The sequence below is a fragment of the Photorhabdus sp. HUG-39 genome, from assembly GCF_963878365.1.
GTDB classification, from domain to species: Bacteria; Pseudomonadota; Gammaproteobacteria; order Enterobacterales; family Enterobacteriaceae; genus Photorhabdus; species Photorhabdus kayaii.
Genome location: NZ_CAWNWY010000015.1, coordinates 15185 through 32757, shown reverse-complemented (window position 1 = coordinate 32757; position 17573 = coordinate 15185). Strand labels below are relative to the sequence as shown.

Here is a 17573-nt window from a genome sequence, read left to right as displayed (position 1 = left end):
GATTGCAAAGCAAAAAATACTATATCGAACTCTCTATCAGTAAATAAATCAGTTGGATTGCCAAATGATAATGATTCAGGAGGTTTATTAATTTCCATATGATACATTGAAAAAATTTCTAGCTTTTTAGCTCTGCCTACTACGCCAATCGACTCTCCATCTTTTATCAAAGGCGTGACGTCCGCCATAAATGGTTGAATAATTTTATCCCTACCGCCATACATAAATGTAATCAAAGTAGGAATGACTTTTTTTTTCCTCCATCACTCTACGATCATTAGATTGAATAATATCAGCAATCTCAGACCAATAAACCGGACACTCACTATCCAGTTTACCTTCAACATTAAACCCTTTGGGTAGTCCGCTATGATGAAGTCCGTAATCATTCATATAGATAAATCTCGATTCCTTATCTTTTATATACCAGAACTCATTACAGTTTTCCATATACGATATGAAAGCATCAAAGCTTTTTGAATAAACATCCAGATCTTTATTTACAGAGAAACTCATCGTGTTATCTTTCATAATTTCACCTATCATGATTGAACTATAAAACTGTGATAACCTCCATGTGAGGTATCCCGTAAAATCACCCTTCGCGCTGCTGAGTGAGTTTTGGGCGGAGCATAAGGTTCTGCTTGGCAGAACCCTAATGACATAGTAACGACAGTGATGCTGTGCATTGTTATGCCAGAGTTATATAGGGATTCGTGTTAATAAATCGGGTAGGAGCATAGTTATCATACCCCTTACCCCTGCAATATTCTTTTAACTGGCTTAATGAATTTATCCCTATTTTTTGGTAAATAAATTGTAACCTACTTTGTACCGTTCTATAGGTGATACCTAATTTTCTAGCTATGTCTTTAGCGCTTAGCGATTGCAATGCAAAAAATACTATATCGAACTCTCTGTCGGTAAATAAATCAGTTGGTTTGCCAAAAGTTAATGACTCTGGATGAATGTTATTTTCAAAATGATACATGGAGTAAATTTCAAGTTTTTTGCCGTGTCCAACAATGCCAATGCATTCTCCATCCTTCATTAGCGGTGTAACATTGGTCAGAAATGGTTGGATCATTTTTTGTTTCCCACCATAAGTCAAGGTGTTTAATACTGGAATGGTTTTTTGACTCGTCATTACAACATCACAACTAGCTTGTATAATATTTTCAAACTCAGACCACGGTGCTGGACACTCACCATCAAGCCTCCCTTCTATATTAAAACCTTTAGGAAGACCGCTGTAATAAATCATTGTATCATTGGCATAGATGAATCGATGTTCCTTGTCTTTTATAGCCCAAATATCATTGCTGTTTTCCATATATGATATAAAGGCGTCAAAGCTTTTTGAATGAACATCCAGATCCTTGTTTACAGAGAAACTCATCGTGTTATCTTTCATAATTTCACCTATATGATTAAATTGTAAAAACTCCCATGTAAAATTATCACTTTTACAACACAATGGATAATTATATTTATGAGTTTTTGGCACCTATTTGGTGCGGATGATTTTACAGAGGAGCAGTTTCTATAATCACCTTCAATATGCTAATATTCTATATTGTGTAAAATTTTTATTAGTAATTATGTTCTTAATGAATAATTGCAATATGCTGGATGGAATGTGAGAGAAACAAGGCTTAAGGTTCTGCCAAGCAGAACCCTAATAGCATAATGACGATAACGGTGTGGTTCATTGTTATACTAGAGGTATATAGGGATTAGGGTTAATAAATCGGGTAGGAGCGTAGTTATCATATCCCTTACCCCTGCAATATTCTTTTAACTGGCTTAATGAATTTATCCCTATTTTTTGGTAAATAAATTGTAACCTACTTTGTACCGTTCTATAGGTGATACCTAATTTTCTAGCTATGTCTTTAGCGCTTAGCGATTGCAATGCAAAAAATACTATATCGAACTCTCTGTCGGTAAATAAATCAGTTGGTTTGCCAAAAGTTAATGACTCTGGATGAATGTTATTTTCAAAATGATACATGGAGTAAATTTCAAGTTTTTTGCCGTGTCCAACAATGCCAATGCATTCTCCATCCTTCATTAGCGGTGTAACATTGGTCAGAAATGGTTGGATCATTTTTTGTTTCCCACCATAAGTCAAGGTGTTTAATACTGGAATGGTTTTTTGACTCGTCATTACAACATCACAACTAGCTTGTATAATATTTTCAAACTCAGACCACGGTGCTGGACACTCACCATCAAGCCTCCCTTCTATATTAAAACCTTTAGGAAGACCGCTGTAATAAATCATTGTATCATTGGCATAGATGAATCGATGTTCCTTGTCTTTTATAGCCCAAAAATCGTTGCTGTTTTCCATATATGATATAAAGGCGTCAAAGCTTTTTGAATGAACATCCAAATCTTTGTTTACAGAGAAACTCATAGTGTTATCTTTCATAATTTCACCTATTATAATTGAACTGTAAAACTGTGATAACCTCCATGTGAGGTATCCCGTAAAATCACCCTTCGCGCTGCTGAGTGAGTTTTGGCAGGAGCATAAGGTTCTGCTTGGCAGAACCCTAATGGCATAGTGATAATAACGATGTGGTTCATTGTTATGCCAGAGGTATAAAGGGATTAGGGTTAATAAATCGGGTAGGAGCATAGTTATTATATCCTTTACCCCTGCAATATTCTTTTAACTGGCTTAATGAATTTATCCCTATTTTCTGGTAAATGACATGTAGCCTGCTTTGTACCGTTCTATAGGTAATACTTAATTTTCTCGCTATATCTTTAGCGCTTAATGATTGCAAAGCAAAAAATACTATATCGAATTCTCTATCTGTAAAAATCTCAGTTGGGTTGCCAAATGATAATGATTCAGGATGCCTGTTGTTTTCAAAATGATACATGGAATAAATTTCAAGTTTTCTACCGTGCCCCACAACCCCAATACATTCTCCATCCTTCATTAGTGGTGTAACATCGACCAAAAATGGTTGGATTATTTTTTCTCTCCCGCCGTAAGTGAAGGTGTTTAATACCGGAATAGTCTTTTGAGTCGTCATTACATTGCCATCACTAGCATGTACAATATCTTCAAGCTCAGACCACGGAGCTGGACACTCACTAACAAGCCTCCCTTCTATGCTAAAACCCTTAGGAAGACCGCTGTAATAAAGCATAGTATCATTGGCATAGACGAATCGATGTTCGTTGTCTTTTATAGCCCAAAAATCGTTGCTGTTTTCCATATATGAGATGAAGGCATCAAAGCTTTTTGAATGAACATCCAGATCTTTATTCACAGAGAAACTCATAGTTTTATCTTTCATAATTTCACCCATCATGATTAAACTGTAAAACTGTAAAACTGTAAAACTGTAAAACTGTAAAACTGTAAAACTGTAAAACTGTAAAACTGTAAAACTGTAAAACTGTAAAACTGTAAAACTGTAAAACTGTAAAACTGTAAAACTGTAAAAACTTCGATGTAAGGTTATCACTTTTACGACGCAATGAGTAATTATTTTTTTAATGAAGAATTACAATATGGAATGTGAAAAAATTCGCTGTTCATGTAATTGGTTTAATTAAGTGTGAAAATCTGACGTGTGTATTGATTTTCGCTCTTGTTTATAACCGAGCAGTAAAATAATTTTATAGCTCGTGGTCCTATTCTCTTAGGTTAAATAATGTGGATGATCGCTTTTAGTGCCATTTGAAAGATAACGGGTATAGACAGCATTAATCTAATAACAGAAGTCAAAACATTTAACAGGGTTAACCCGATTAGCTGCGAAAAAAGGAATAAAAAATTTTATTTAATCACATTAGAAATGATTAAAGGAATGAGGGGTGTTTTAAAATCGTTAGCATACCTGTTACCCTCTTTAGTTTTAAATCTAAAAATATAAGAAGGAAAAACTAAGTGTTAGTTTAATGAAAACGGTTAAATTAAATATTATTCAGGAAACGAAAAAGACCATTGGGTTTTAAAAAACGGTTAAAACTTTGTACGATTAAAACCAGAAATTTAAATAGTAGCTTTTAATAACAATTTAAAACCTACCATCATAAAGCTATCGGTGAAAAATGAAAAAAATAGCCTTGTTAATGTTTAAATACCCGTCAAATCTATAACCTTTCTGGTAAATTAATTCGCCAGATTTTTAATCATCGTTGATTCGAAAACATCCCCCTAGTTTTTTAAATGGGTTTGTCAATAGCTTGGAAGAGGGAAAGTTCTCCTGTTTTTGTGCCCAAAAAACTTTCATAAAACATAGCGATTTCCTATACCTATAAAGATGTAATAATGTGATGTAACAACAAAAATTTGTATAAAATGCCATCTGTTATGATTTAATCGGCTAGTTATCGCGCTTTAGATCCCAAAATTTAAAGAACTGCATTTGCTTCCCAGAGAAGACTTCTTATATTCACACGCCTTGTATTTTTTTAACAATTGTAGCAATGGTGGATCAGATATCACCGGCGCTAATGGAGTCACCATGGATGTTTCTGAATCTTTAACCACAGCTATAAGGCCAAATTTTTCGAATAAAAAAGGCTTAATTATTCTGGCTGCTGATATCGCATTACTATTTATTCTACTTAATACGTTACCGTTTGGTGAAAAAGCTAATGCAGGTTTAGCACTAATGGTATTTGTTGGCGTGCTGTGGCTTACCGAAGCTATTCACGTCACTATTACTGCATTATGTATTCCAATTCTGGCCGTTGGTATGGGATTGATGAATACGGGAGATGCGCTGAAATCTTTTGCTAATCCCATCATCTTCCTGTTTTTTGGTGGCTTTGCTCTGGCAACTGCACTCCACATCCAAGGATTGGACAGACTGATTGCTAACCGTCTGCTGATGATTGCCCGTGGACGTTTGTCTGTAGCGGTGATGTTGTTGTTTGGTGTGACGGCGGGCCTTTCCATGTGGATCAGTAACACAGCGACTGCCGCGATGATGCTGCCATTAGTCTTGGGTATTTTGTCTAATCTGGATGCACGTTCTGAACGCCATACGTTTGTATTTGTGCTGTTGGGTGTAGCTTATAGTGCAAGTATCGGTGGCTTAGGTACTTTGGTGGGAAGCCCGCCAAACGCGATTGCAGCGGCGCAACTGGGTATCGATTTCTTCAATTGGATGAAGTTTGGGGTTCCGTTGGTGGTTATTCTGCTGCCAATGATGGTGGGTGTTATGTATCTGATGCTGCGCCCGAATTTGAATCATAAATTCGACATGAAGCTGGAAAAACTGGATTGGACTGGCAAGCGTCTGATGACCATGCTGATCTTCCTATTAACCGTATTTTGCTGGATATTTAGCTCGGTTATCAGTTCTGCCTTAGGGGGAGTGAAAGATCTGGATACCATTATTGCTGTCAGTGCTGCTGTTCTGATTGGTATAACGGGGGGGGCGAGTTGGTCGCAGATTCAGAATAATACCGAGTGGGGTGTGTTGATACTGTTTGGCGGTGGTCTGACTTTAAGCGCTATTTTGAAAAACTCAGGTGCTAGTGAAATCATGGCGAATGGTATGCCGCTACTTTTGGCGCAAGCCACTGGTTTGTGATTATTGTTGCGGTAGCTGCGTTTATTATCTTCCTGACTGAATTTACCAGTAATACAGCCAGCGCTGCTTTGCTAGTACCGATATTCGCAACCGTTGCGGAAGCGTTGGGGATGCCGGTAATGACGCTGACGCTTATTATCGGATTTGGGGCATCCTGTGCTTTTATGTTGCCGGTTGCCACACCACCTAATGCGATTGTTTTCAGCTCCGGTCATATTAAACAGACTGAAATGGTCAGAGTGGGTATAGTGCTGAATATTGCCAGTATCGCTATCATCTCTCTGTTTGCTTGGTTATTCTGGCTGTAACTGAAAATTTACTCATGTCCCTCTGGATACAATAACTATTCAATATCCCCATCAAATATATGGTGGGGAAATAAAGCCAGAGGGCGAAGATTCATAGAGAAGGATTTGCCGAGCGCGTCAGCCAGCAATCTAATATTGTCAATGTAAGACCGATGACCAATCCGACGAATAGCACGGCCATTGCTGTGCTTGAACTTCCTGCGACTAACCCGATAGTGGCTAATGGCACTAAGCACAAAATCCCCAGATTATTGAATGTTTCTGCAAAGGCCAGAACCATACCTTTATTAGGGCCTGCTCGTATTGCCAAAACGACGGTACTTTGCGGTGTTATTACCACTTTTCAATACAATATTGATGACATTAATATATATATTCTTTATTCTTTTATTAAAAACATCCTTCGTTTATTTTTAGGACCTTCTAATTTTAAAATATTAAAAAACATATCAACCAATCAATTTGAAAAAAACTTTAGTTATTGGCAGGTTTTATTTCAAATATATAAAATGTTGGCCCCGTTATTTTTAGGTTTTGTTCTCATTTATTACTCAACAAAACAGATTCTTATTTTAATATCAATCCTTTATTTTATTTCAGCAGTCTTATATATTTTTGTTTCAGAACCGTTGATCAATGTTAATCGCAAAAAAAACAAGATATCACTAATTAATTACTTTAATATAATGAAAGACAATAAAATATTGTTTTCATTTATTGTTATTTCCACTTTAACTTGTTTTGGCTATCTATCAGATAGCTTAATAGCTCTTAGCTTTATGGAGCAGGGATTAAATGGCAGTCATTATAGTTTTGCTATGTGTCTTTCTGGTGTTTCAGGTGTTTTAATTGGTTTAGTATTTGGAAAGTATAGAATTAACATATCTTTAAATATTATGTTATTTTCATTCTTTTTGTGGGGAACGGGGTATCTTTTAATAGGAATAACAAATCAATTTAACAATTTATTTCCTGATAAAATCAATTTATTTTTTATATTTTTAGCAATGGCAATAATAGGAGTAGGATCGTCGATGAATAATATTATTGTTACCATTTATATGCAGAAATTCGCAACTAATGATAACTCGGCTAAAATATTTGGCTTAACGTCAATTTCTGTTGGTTTTTCCATGTTTATTGGCCCTTTGATAGGTTCCGCAATATCTTATTTTTTTTCCATAAGCATCGTTTTTTTTACAACATTTGTAGGTATTTTTTTAACCGTAATTATGGTTGTTTTAATAAATCGTAAATTCACGTCATGATACCGTTTTACCCTTTTACTATTGTGGGAACCCAGTGAACAAAAAACACAATTTTAGAAAGTTTAATTCCAGCAATAGCAATTATTATTAAATTCTTTCAAAAAATTTTATCCGAATTAGTTTTGAATCGATATGACAGACACCGATATAAAGGTATCTGTCAGATCAAATCTTCGTTATAACCTTGATTTATTGTGCTAAGAGCCTATCTCAATAGGCGTAATTGTTGCAGGCCATTCTTATCAATGAACAGTGAACACGGACAGCGCGGAAAAACCGGAGCGTACACGTAGTACGTGAGGATTTTGAGCACTGCCCAGGTTCGCTCTTTATGGCAAAGGAGGGCAAATAAAATAGCCCTATTGAGATAGGCAGTAAGAATATCTACAAAGTGTCATTATCATCATCGTATGTTCGACTCGCTTCCTGGATAACAAACTCTTTAACGGATTGAACTTTGATGGGGCCGCTGGGACCATATTTGTAGACATTACCAGCCAGATCGCTAACTAAAAACATGACATACGACATTCTGTCGTGTTGCCTATTTCTTTCTGTGCGAGCAACGCCATGTATATTGGCTCGAACATTCGGGGTTAAATTTTCTGTCAGCACTTCGATCGAACTACCAAAGTTAATTATTAGGTATCCTGGAACAGGATCAATAGCTAAAAGCTCATCATTTATATAGGCAAGAAGGCCACGTTCAGTTGATCTTAAAACTGTCACCCATCCTGAATCCCGATGAAATTTAGAGCCTCGGGTGGCTTTCTCTGATCGGAAGTGGTTAAACGATAACATCTGGTTTCTTAGCCCTTCTGAAATACCATTAGTAATGAGTTCCCAGTCACGACGAGGAATGCCAATATAAGTTAACACGGAACGTAGTACACATATACCGACGTGTGCCATATGATGACCTAGTGTCGCGACCTCTGATGGCATGAGGTGCCAATGTTCCCGTTCAAGGCGGAACTGTTCCCATTGATCATGTTCTCTGTTGAAATAACCTTCGTATTCGTTGGAAAAAGTATATGATTTGAATCCCGTATAGGGTCGAAGGTCACCTTCTGTGGCGGGTTCAAAGAAGTGGTATGCAAATCGATCACCATATTCAAAATCCATATATGGTGGTGCTTTCAGAAGGAAAAAACCCTCCCGGAGGGCTCGATTAAAGCCGTCGTTGTCAGTAAAAATGAGGTTATCTCCTTCTAGATAGGAGCGAGCCATGTCTGCTGATTTATATGTTTTTGAGGCTTCGCTTTCCGATGGCATTGGTGGTAGTTTCACTGGCGCTCGCGTTGTTGATGATGTTGTCATAATGATAGTCCTTAGTTGTGGTAACAGAACTTTTGTTTATTTTTTGTATCTCGGGAATGTATATTGCCGATATTACATTTGGTGCTTATTCTTATATTGTTTTCTTATAGTGTATTAATCTTTTTTTTTCGTTTTATTAGAATTTGGATAATTATATCAACAAGTTTATTGATTAAAATCCTAAGTAACTATTCGGCAAAGTAATTAATATTGGTCACTAACTATCCTAGCTGACTTTTTGAATATTACAAGAATTTGATGGCTTATATATGAAAAATAATGAAAATATAAATAGCGATAATAGAGTCATGTTTTTTTAATCGATTGTTAATATGAAAGTTTTATAAATTACTTGATGATGTTTTATTGCTTTTATTATTTGTTATTAAATGTGATAGTTTACCAATGATATTTTTATAACTCTCATTAAGTCCTGTAATTAATATTTTATCGTGATTATATTGTATACCCGTTATCTTTCAAGTTGCCTCTTTGTTGGCTGCGCTCTCTCACCCCGGTCACATAGTTATCTATGCTCCCGGGGATTCGCTCCCTTGCCGTCGCGATGCATCTTGAAATCCATAGGGTATATATTATTTAAATGCTATTGCTTAAATAGCATGTTTAACATCATGGCGATATTGATAATTAATCCGATTTTAATGGTTTAATATTATATTTATCAATTGGTTATGTGATTTTCATCGATTCGTTTTATTTTACTTAATAGGGGAAATGGCCCTAAGAGAGGGCCGTCTATTATATTTATTTAACAACAAATAGTTGCAGGAAAAGTTTTATGCTTCATCATAATATTCATTGATATAAAGCGTTAGTTCAATTCCTGGCTTGATATCTGTTGTTTTTATACCATCGTTCCAGTTCATTAAATCCTTAATGTTGATACCATGGCGTTTAGCAATACTGGCAATTGAGTCGCCTTGGCGTACACGGTAAATAATAACATTGTCATTATTTACCCTTAATATTTGTCCAATTTTTAACAATCTGGCGGTTCTCAGATTATTCATGCGTTGCAATTCACGGGTGGAAACATTAAACCGCTTTGCAATAGCAGATAATGTATCACCTGAACGAACTTTATATTGGCTTTGTTTACTCAGTCGGCGGTTGTTTTTAGCAACTTCTTGACGAATATTGCTCAGAACTGTTTTATTTGCCAGCGAGTTTTTAAACTGATCAACTTTTGCCTTTGGCAGCATGATGTAATGTGGACCGTTCGGCGATGTCACTCCTCGCTTATACCCAGGGTTGTAGGCTTTAATTGATGTCAGGGACATGCCCGCCAGTTCTGCGGCTTGAGACAGCGTGATTTGTTGACCGACATCAACCTGATCAAGCGCCCGCTGATTATTGGATTTTGGCAGCGTAATGCCATATTTATCACTGTTACGGATGACATCACTGAGTGCCAGAACTTTAGGTACATAGAGCGAGGTCTCCCGTGGTAGTGATAATGACCAGAAATCCGTTGGCTTGCCTTTTACTTGGTTTTCTTTTATTGCGCGCATAACACGGCCTTCGCCGCTGTTATATGCAGCAATAGTCAATAACCAGTCACCATTGAACATTTTATTCAGGCGTTGTAACAGATTCAGGGCGGCAGTTGTTGATGCGGCAACATCCCGACGTGCGTCGTACCATTTATCCTGAGTAAGACCGTAATTGCGACCCGTATCCGGGATAATCTGCCACAGACCAGCGGCCTTAGCGTGTGAGGTAGCATGCGGGTTAAAAGCACTCTCCACTATGGGTACCAGTATCAGTTCCATCGGCATATCGCGCTGCTTGATCTGCCTGACTATCCAGTACATATACGGTTCAGCCCGTAAAGTTACATCGTGGAGATAGCTCTTGTTTTTCAGGTAATAATTTCGTTGTTCACGTACCCTGTAGTTATCAGGGATCTTCATCTTCAACTCATCACGGATGTATCCCCACAGCTCACGCTGAGCGCCAGAATCATCCTCTCCCCAGTAGGCAGCACGCTGATTGGTATCATCAGTTGCTATCTTGCCTGTCTTTAGACTCGCTGAAGACGAATTCTGTGCCCGTTGTCCGGCTGTCGTCGACCAATCAGGCCCTGATTGACAGCCAACCAGCAAGACAGATGCGAACAGAATCGCTTTTGTCTTCATAATTAATTTTTATGGTCGCTTAAAAGACGACCAATAATACTTATCTTGGTTTGATATAGCAACTCTCCAAATCAAAATTGATCTTTTTGTCTTCTTAGTTGACGGAAAACGGCGGAAAGCGGTTGAGTGTTGGGTGTAATTCCAATATTTCTTTGTAAATCAATATCATCACATTTTAAGAAAATATTGATTTTTTTCTCAGTTTGTAATGTGGTTGGTGTTGTTGGTTGATTATTTTCCCTCATTCTGATTACTTTTTGCTGATATTCGCTAATAGTCTGATTGGGTAAAACAGTATAAGCAAATTTCATATTAGAAACGGTATATTCATGGGCGCAACAGATCAGTGTATCATCGGGCAGCTCAGCTATTTTTCCGATAGATGTATACATCTGCTCAGCGGTGCCTTCAAAGAGACGTCCACAGCCACCAGAGAACAAGGTATCCCCACAAAAGAGATAAGGCGCTTGATAAAAAGCAATGTGCCCCAGAGTATGGCCTGGAACATCGATGATCTGGAAAGAAAAATGACCGAAATTGATGCTATCACCGCCACATACTATCATGGTGGCACCTTTGCTCTGGGTTTCTGCTGGGCCGTATACTAGTAGCTCAGGGAATTGATCAATAATTCCAGGGACGCCACCAACATGATCGTGATGATGATGGGTAAGTAAAATTGCATCGGGTATCCAGCCGCGAGATTCCAAGGTATCAAGAACAGGTTGTGATTCTGCCGGATCAACGATTACAACATGTCTATTCTCATCACAAAGTAACCAAATGTAATTATCTGAAAGGGCCGGAATGCTGATAAGCTCCATTGTATACCTCTTATTAACAGCGGGTTATAGCTATGAAATCTGCACATACAATACAGAATATAAATCCCCCGGCTTCTTGGGCTGATTTACCTTGGGGGGAGTATTACCGTGCCGCTTTGGAGCACCAATTACAACCCTGGTGGCCGAAAATATTTGGTTTCCATCTGTTGAAAGTCGGTAATTTGAGTGCTGAAATTGACAGTCATGTCTGTCCGATTTTTAATCAGATTAATGTAGGTAAGGAAGGCAAGAATATGCAGGTGATTAGCGATCCTTACCATCTGCCGTTTGAAGAAAAGTCTGTTGATGCTTGCTTACTGAGTCATATGCTGGCTTACAGCGCTGATCCCCATCGTCTTTTACGGGAAGTTGACCGGGTGATGATTGATGATGGTTGGCTTATTATCAGTGGTTTTAATTCATTGAGTCTGCTTGGTTTGGGGAAATTAGTTCCGGGATTATGGCGTCATCAACCCTATTGCAGCCGGATGTTTTCCATGATGCGCCAACTTGATTGGTTGAGCTTGCTTAATTATGAAGTGGTGTATCGTGACAGCTTTCAAGTATTGCCCTGGCGAAATGAAACAGGTTTTTCTAATCGGCACTTGTCTGTATTAGGCTGTGTCAGTCTGATTATTGCCCGCAAGCGCACACTGCCATTAACACTAAGTCAGAGAAAAGTGACGCGATTAAAACCTAAATTGGGCAATGCCGTTGGCGTAACAAAATGTTACCGAAAGCGTAATTAATCTCTATTTTCGAGATATCCCGTGTCAGTTTCTGTTGGTGAGTTTGCTGCGGCACGGGCCAGTTCATCACAACGCTCATTTTCATCATGTCCGGCGTGGCCTTTGACCCATTGCCAATCAATGTCATGGTGGCTAATGGCTTGATCGAGACGCTGCCATAAATCGACATTGCTGACAGGAGATTTATCTGCTTTACGCCAGCCGCGTTTTTTCCAGTTATGGATCCATTGTGTAATGCCTTGACGCACATATTGGCTGTCGGTGGTTAAGACAATTTTGCAAGGGCGAGTCAGCGTTTCCAGGCCAATAATTGCTGCCATGAGCTCCATTCTGTTGTTTGTTGTATGATAAAAACCTTCACTAAGGGTTTTTTCGTGTTGTTGATAACGTAATAATACACCGTAGCCCCCTGGCCCCGGATTGCCGAGACAAGATCCATCGGTGAAAATTTCTACCTGTTTGCTCATATCTGGTAGACTCTTCTTATTCAATTCAAAACCCTAAGTCTGACACAAAAAGGCATTATGAGCACTGTAATTACACGACAAGTTGTCCTTGATACCGAAACGACTGGTATGAATAAATTAGGTGTTCACTATGAAGGACACGAAATTATTGAAATTGGGGCCGTGGAGCTTGTTAACCGTCGTTTAACGGGTCGCCATTTTCATGTCTACATTCGGCCGGATAGATTGGTCGATCCTGAAGCATTTGAAGTGCATGGGATCAGTGATGAATTTTTGCAGGATAAGCCGCTGTTTGCTGACATTGTAGATGAGTTTATTGAATTTATTCGCGGCGCTGAATTGATTATCCATAATGCTCCCTTCGATATCGGCTTTATCGATTATGAGTTTGGCAAGCTGAATCGTGATATTCCGCCAACTGCGGATTTCTGCAAGATTACTGATAGCTTACAACTTGCAAGAGGGTTATTTCCGGGGAAAAGAAATAACCTTAATGCGTTATGTGATCGTTATGATATAGACAATTCTAAACGAACCTTACATGGGGCGTTACTCGATGCTGAGATATTGTCTGATGTCTATTTGATAATGACAGGCGGGCAGACTTCTCTTGCCTTTTCAATGGAAGGGGAGGTTGCTGGTGGTGCGAATGTTTCTGAAATACAGCGTATTACCCGGTCTCAAACGGCATTAAAAGTTATTTATGCAACGGATGAAGAGCTTGCGGCACATGAATCCAGGTTGGATTTAGTGGAGAAGAAAGGCGGGAGCTGTTTATGGCGTATGAATTCTGGACAAAGTTAATATAAAATTGCAGATAAATTACCTTTTTGGGTGAAAAGTTGATCAGGCGCGTCACTTTGTTATAAAAAATATTGACGGAATGATCTTGGATTCGTAATATTCACCTCGTTCTCAACCAGAACACTGCGCGGTGCGGTAGTTCAGTCGGTTAGAATACCGGCCTGTCACGCCGGGGGTCGCGGGTTCGAGTCCCGTCCGCACCGCCAAAGATTCCGAAGCCCTGGGTAGTTGCCCGGGGCTTTTTCATTTGTACTTATACCCGTCATCCTTCAAGTTGCCTCTTTGTTGGCTGCACTCACTCACCCCGGTCACATCGTTATCTATGCTCCCGGGGATTCGCTCCCTTGCCGCCGCGATGCATCTTGAAATCCATTGGGTATATATCATTCAGTAATCTCTCGATAATAGACAATGATGAAATTGCATTGAAATAAGGCATAGAGACGCTACCAGCTTTCTATAGCGCTTGTTTCTGCAATCCTTATTAGGAATTTATTTTCTTTGCCAGGTTTATAGCGTGATGGCCAAATATCCGATGGATGTAAACCCAATTCAGTGGCAATTAATGCTTCTCCCTTCGGCCACGGGCGATGTAATGCATTACTCAATGTTGATGATGCTAATCCGGCTTTTCGGGAAACGGCTGAAAGATTTGTTCCTTGTTTTCTCAGTGCTGCAATAATATCTGCCGGATGCCAGTCTTGAATATCCATAAATAATCTCCAGATTTTAATTGTGAGAAAAACATTGATAATAGATAAATTATCAATGTCTTGCTGTTTGGTAGTAATTAGGTGCAGATTATCAATGAAGATTAATTGAATTGGCTATCGGAGATAATACTGAATAATGGTATCGATTGTTTTATAGCAAAATATGACCTATATATTGAAGGTGTTTTTTCTGGATGTAAAGAGTATTATTATTTTATTTGAAAAATATTATTAGTTTAATAACTTAAATAACTAATAATTTCCGACGAATATTTTCACTCTGTTTTTCATACAATTTATTAATGATTTTGTATTCACATAATAAATGCAGTGAAATTGCTTATTTTTTTGTAAGCCACGACCCGAAATTCTATTCCATATATCATCTGGTTGAGTCGTGGTAATAATCAAATTTCTTATATATTTATAGTTGGCTTTTATACCCTATGGATTTCAAGTTGCATCGCGACGGCAAGGGAGCGAATCCCCGGGAGCATAGATAACGATGTGACCGGGGTGAGTGAGTGCAGCCAACAAAGAGGCAGCTTGAAAGATGACGGGTATATAATATTGTCGCCTTATAATAACTTGAATATAAAGATGATTTTTATGAATAAGGGAATAAAAATCTCTCTGGTATATAAAGGTTAAAATTATTCATACGGCAGTACTCCTCAAATTGAGAATCAGAGTTAATTTTTAGTTTTTGATATGTTTTTTCTATCTGGTTTTTTACCGATTGATAAGGAATATTGAGTCTCTCACTGATTTCCCTTTTGCTGTGTTTTGCCAGAAATAGAAAAATAATTTCCCATTCTTGTTGGGAAAATTGTTCTGAGGGAGAACAAAACATAATGGAAGGCGGTAGCTTCCCATTAAAAAATTCTTTTAAAGCAAGCGCTTCTGCTTTCCGTCCATGAAAAATAATGCCAATACATTCATTATCTTCATTATAAAATGGGAATTTCTCGAAAAAATAGGAAGAAAGATGTTTTTCTTTGCCAAACCTATGTGTCTCTAATGAGCATATACTTTTTTCCAAACGCATGACAGTTCTGTCATGTCGTTGAAATTGCTCTTCAAAGATTGCTCCTGCCCAAGGTAATTCACAATCAAAACGCCCTTCGACGTTTAAATTAAGTGGGATATCTTGTAGCATAGCCATTGCTTTATTTTCATAAATAAAGCAAGTGCTTTTATCTTTAATTCCCCAAGGGTCATGGCTATTTTTTATGGTGTTTATTATTTGTGCTGATATGTTATTTGCTGTTTTCATCTGTTTTATTTACCACATTATATAAACATTTTACTTCCCGGTTTTAAAAATCTCTCAGGAACATAGAGATCAAAATCATTAAGGCGGCAGTATTCATCCAACTGTTGACCAGAGTTAATACCAATTTTCTTGTATATCCGTAACATATGCGTTTCTACCGTGCGGTAAGAGATATTCAGTATTCGACCGATTTGTTTACTGGTATATCTCTGTAGAAATAGAAAAATGACATCCCATTCCCGTTGAGTAAATAGCTCAGAAGGTGGCTGGAACATGATAGAAGCTGGCAGTTTACCATGAAAAAAGCGTGTCAGAGAAAAGGCTTCGGCTTTCCAGGCATGAAAAATAACGCCGACACATTGATTATCCCGATTATAAAAGGGAAATTTTTCAAAGAAATAGGAGGAAAGTAGTTTTTCTTTACCATATAAATGGGTTTCTAATGAACAGATTCTTTGTTCTGCTTGCATTACTGCTCTGTCATGGATCTGAAATTGTTCTGCAAAAGCGGCTCCTTCCCAAGGTAGATCATTGTCTAGACGTCCTTCTACATTAAAACCACGGGGAAGATCGCGCAACATAGCCATTGCCTTGTTTTCATAAACAAAACGGGAGTTTTGATCTTTTATACCCCAGGGTTCATGACTGGTTTCCATTAGATTAATAATTTGAGGCGATACGGTTAATTTGTTATAGATCACAACATAATTCCTATCATTATTAGAAAAATATCTGGGTTTTAGATTTGAATTAATAGAAACTTACAACTCTTGGCTGCCAATAGTGACGAATCTTTCTGGAATATATAGGTCAAACTTATTTTCTTTGCAGAAATCTTCTAATTTTATATGCAGCGGTAGATTAAATTTTTGATAAATTGACTGAATATGATTAATGGTATCTTCTGTGCTTATCATTAATTCTTCGCTGATACTCTCTTCATCCGGTGAGCGAAGGGCCAGAAAAAGAACTTCCCATTCAGTTTGGGTTAGTATGTCGTTAGGCGGTGTAAATTCCAAAGCCGCTGGAGATGATTTTTCATGATAGTAAGCAGTAGAAAAGTTTTGGACTTTGGACATGTGAAACGTGATGCCGATGCAGTTCCCATTCTCATCACAAAGTGGGTATTTATGACAGAGATAGGTTTGCTTGACTTTATTTCCCCCAAAAAGGTGAGTCTCAAGTGAAGTGACTGTTTTCATGGTTTGCATCACTTTTTGATCCTGACGACAATGTTCTTCTGTATATTCTGCAATAGGTGAAGGTAATTCGTCCGTTGCAAGCCCTGTAATATCGAAATCTTCAGGCAAATTGAGCAGTTGGTAAAAAGCAGGATTTGCGTATATAAATTTTGATTGGCGATCTTTAGCGCCCCACGGCTCATTACTTTTTTCCCACATGTAAATTAATTGCGGAGTGATATTATTTGGTCTGTTTTTGATATTTGACATGAAAGTGCCCTAGTTGTTAATTAAGTAATCATCTGTATGTCTATTTTATGTGTTCTATTTAAAATAACCTGATTGTATAATGGATTGCAATAATTAATTCGCAAAAAAAATAATATTTTTTTATTTTATCTATATCTGTTAATTAAATTACTTATTATTTTTGGTAAAAATGTTATTATATAAGAAAATATAACCATAAGTATTATTTTATTTTGAATTGTTTATTTGTTTATTTGTTTATTTGTTTATTTGTTTATTTGTTTATTTGTTTATTTGTTTATTGATATTAAAATAATATTGATTTTTGATTGGTGTTTTTTTACGTATTCATTCTTGATAAATTAAATTATTAAGAGAACATTGCCCTATAATTGTGAACAATATAAACAATCAATTTAGTCGCTGAAAATTGCCATAAATCAAGAATGTGTCGTCTCTATTAATTGGTTATTTTATCTCTTGATTTGCAACTAATAGCTGTGTTTAATTAATTTACCCCTTTATATGCACAGTGAGTTTGTTTATTACTTTGATGATGCTGAAATTCATTGTAGAACAGTAAGGTAAATCAAAGAATTGTCGTTCAGATGAAATTAAGATAGTTTCCTGATATTTGGCTTTAAAGATTGCGGTTTGTGCGCTGTGCTGAGAAAATTATTCC

At 37.4% G+C, this 17573-nt stretch carries 16 protein-coding genes, 1 tRNA gene and 2 pseudogenes; 6 read left to right on the top strand and 13 right to left on the bottom strand.

The genetic code is table 11. The annotated features are described in order from the left end of the window. The 4 genes and pseudogenes from AAC155_RS11565 to AAC155_RS11550 all read right to left on the bottom strand — a co-directional run. Positions 1–531 (bottom strand): annotated as a pseudogene (locus tag AAC155_RS11565) (PAS domain-containing protein); the annotation flags it as partial. Between the two features lie 160 nt (positions 532–691). Beyond that, entirely contained in the window at positions 692–1414 is a 723-nt protein-coding gene (locus tag AAC155_RS11560) for a helix-turn-helix transcriptional regulator (RefSeq protein ID WP_113042258.1), read from the bottom strand. A 300-nt stretch (positions 1415–1714) separates the two neighbouring features. Further along, entirely contained in the window at positions 1715–2437 is a 723-nt protein-coding gene (locus tag AAC155_RS11555; RefSeq protein WP_113042257.1) for a helix-turn-helix transcriptional regulator, read from the bottom strand. A 160-nt stretch (positions 2438–2597) separates the two neighbouring features. After that, the gene (locus AAC155_RS11550; protein ID WP_113042256.1) at positions 2598–3320 is read right to left on the bottom strand and encodes a helix-turn-helix transcriptional regulator; all 723 of its coding nucleotides are present in this window, start codon (positions 3318–3320) and stop codon (positions 2598–2600) included. 1176 nt (positions 3321–4496) lie between these two features. Here AAC155_RS11550 and AAC155_RS11545 point away from each other — a divergent pair. Next, a pseudogene (locus AAC155_RS11545) lies at positions 4497–5881 on the top strand (SLC13 family permease). Positions 5882–6033: 152 nt separating this feature from the next. Further along, on the top strand, positions 6034–7149 hold the full coding sequence (locus tag AAC155_RS11540; RefSeq protein ID WP_240002836.1) for an MFS transporter: 1116 nt from the start codon (positions 6034–6036) through the stop codon (positions 7147–7149). A 384-nt stretch (positions 7150–7533) separates the two neighbouring features. Here AAC155_RS11540 and AAC155_RS11535 read toward each other — a convergent pair whose 3' ends face one another. From AAC155_RS11535 to gloB, 3 genes are all read right to left on the bottom strand, one after another. Further along, positions 7534–8469 carry a 2OG-Fe(II) oxygenase family protein gene (locus tag AAC155_RS11535; RefSeq protein ID WP_113042255.1) on the bottom strand — a complete coding sequence of 312 codons (936 nt, stop codon included), beginning with the start codon at positions 8467–8469 and terminating at the stop codon, positions 7534–7536. A gap of 797 nt (positions 8470–9266) precedes the next feature. Then, on the bottom strand, positions 9267–10628 hold the full coding sequence (gene mltD, locus AAC155_RS11530; protein ID WP_113042254.1) for a murein transglycosylase D: 1362 nt from the start codon (positions 10626–10628) through the stop codon (positions 9267–9269). Between the two features lie 71 nt (positions 10629–10699). Next, the gene (gene gloB / locus AAC155_RS11525; RefSeq protein ID WP_113042253.1) at positions 10700–11452 is read right to left on the bottom strand and encodes a hydroxyacylglutathione hydrolase; all 753 of its coding nucleotides are present in this window, start codon (positions 11450–11452) and stop codon (positions 10700–10702) included. A 32-nt stretch (positions 11453–11484) separates the two neighbouring features. Between gloB and AAC155_RS11520 the strand changes: the two genes are divergently transcribed. Next, positions 11485–12201 (top strand): class I SAM-dependent methyltransferase, encoded by a 717-nt coding sequence (locus AAC155_RS11520; protein WP_113042252.1) that lies wholly within the window; start codon positions 11485–11487, stop codon positions 12199–12201. On the opposite strand, the gene rnhA is transcribed toward AAC155_RS11520, so the two are convergent. Then, a complete protein-coding gene (rnhA, locus tag AAC155_RS11515) occupies positions 12198–12668 on the bottom strand; it encodes a ribonuclease HI (protein ID WP_113042251.1) in 471 nt (156 codons plus the stop codon). The two genes, AAC155_RS11520 and rnhA, sit on opposite strands and share 4 nt — an antisense overlap. A gap of 57 nt (positions 12669–12725) precedes the next feature. Between rnhA and dnaQ the strand changes: the two genes are divergently transcribed. Together dnaQ and AAC155_RS11505 are read left to right on the top strand one after the other, a co-directional pair. Continuing rightward, positions 12726–13472 carry a DNA polymerase III subunit epsilon gene (dnaQ, locus tag AAC155_RS11510; protein WP_113042250.1) on the top strand — a complete coding sequence of 249 codons (747 nt, stop codon included), beginning with the start codon at positions 12726–12728 and terminating at the stop codon, positions 13470–13472. Positions 13473–13601: 129 nt separating this feature from the next. Beyond that, positions 13602–13678, top strand: a tRNA-Asp gene (locus tag AAC155_RS11505). Positions 13679–13715: 37 nt separating this feature from the next. Here the strand turns inward: AAC155_RS11505 and AAC155_RS11500 are convergent. Both AAC155_RS11500 and AAC155_RS11495 read right to left on the bottom strand, forming a co-directional pair. Further along, positions 13716–13859 carry a hypothetical protein gene (locus AAC155_RS11500; RefSeq protein ID WP_158536554.1) on the bottom strand — a complete coding sequence of 48 codons (144 nt, stop codon included), beginning with the start codon at positions 13857–13859 and terminating at the stop codon, positions 13716–13718. Positions 13860–13918: 59 nt separating this feature from the next. Then, complete coding sequence (locus AAC155_RS11495) at positions 13919–14185, bottom strand: helix-turn-helix domain-containing protein (protein WP_113042249.1); 267 nt, start codon at positions 14183–14185, stop codon at positions 13919–13921. A gap of 390 nt (positions 14186–14575) precedes the next feature. On the opposite strand from AAC155_RS11495, the gene AAC155_RS11490 reads away from it, so the two are divergent. Then, positions 14576–14836 carry a hypothetical protein gene (locus tag AAC155_RS11490; protein WP_146748093.1) on the top strand — a complete coding sequence of 87 codons (261 nt, stop codon included), beginning with the start codon at positions 14576–14578 and terminating at the stop codon, positions 14834–14836. Here AAC155_RS11490 and AAC155_RS11485 read toward each other — a convergent pair. Genes AAC155_RS11485 through AAC155_RS11475 form a run of 3 tightly spaced genes read right to left on the bottom strand, consistent with a single transcriptional unit; the run spans position 14793 to position 16912 of the window. Beyond that, positions 14793–15461, bottom strand: coding sequence for a helix-turn-helix transcriptional regulator (locus AAC155_RS11485; protein ID WP_113042248.1), 669 nt, complete (start codon positions 15459–15461; stop codon positions 14793–14795). The two genes, AAC155_RS11490 and AAC155_RS11485, sit on opposite strands and share 44 nt — an antisense overlap. A gap of 17 nt (positions 15462–15478) precedes the next feature. Continuing rightward, positions 15479–16162: a helix-turn-helix transcriptional regulator gene (locus AAC155_RS11480; protein ID WP_113042247.1), complete on the bottom strand. Its 684-nt coding sequence runs from the start codon at positions 16160–16162 to the stop codon at positions 15479–15481. A gap of 60 nt (positions 16163–16222) precedes the next feature. Continuing rightward, positions 16223–16912, bottom strand: coding sequence for a PAS domain-containing protein (locus AAC155_RS11475; protein WP_113042246.1), 690 nt, complete (start codon positions 16910–16912; stop codon positions 16223–16225). Positions 16913–17573 lie beyond the last annotated feature (661 nt).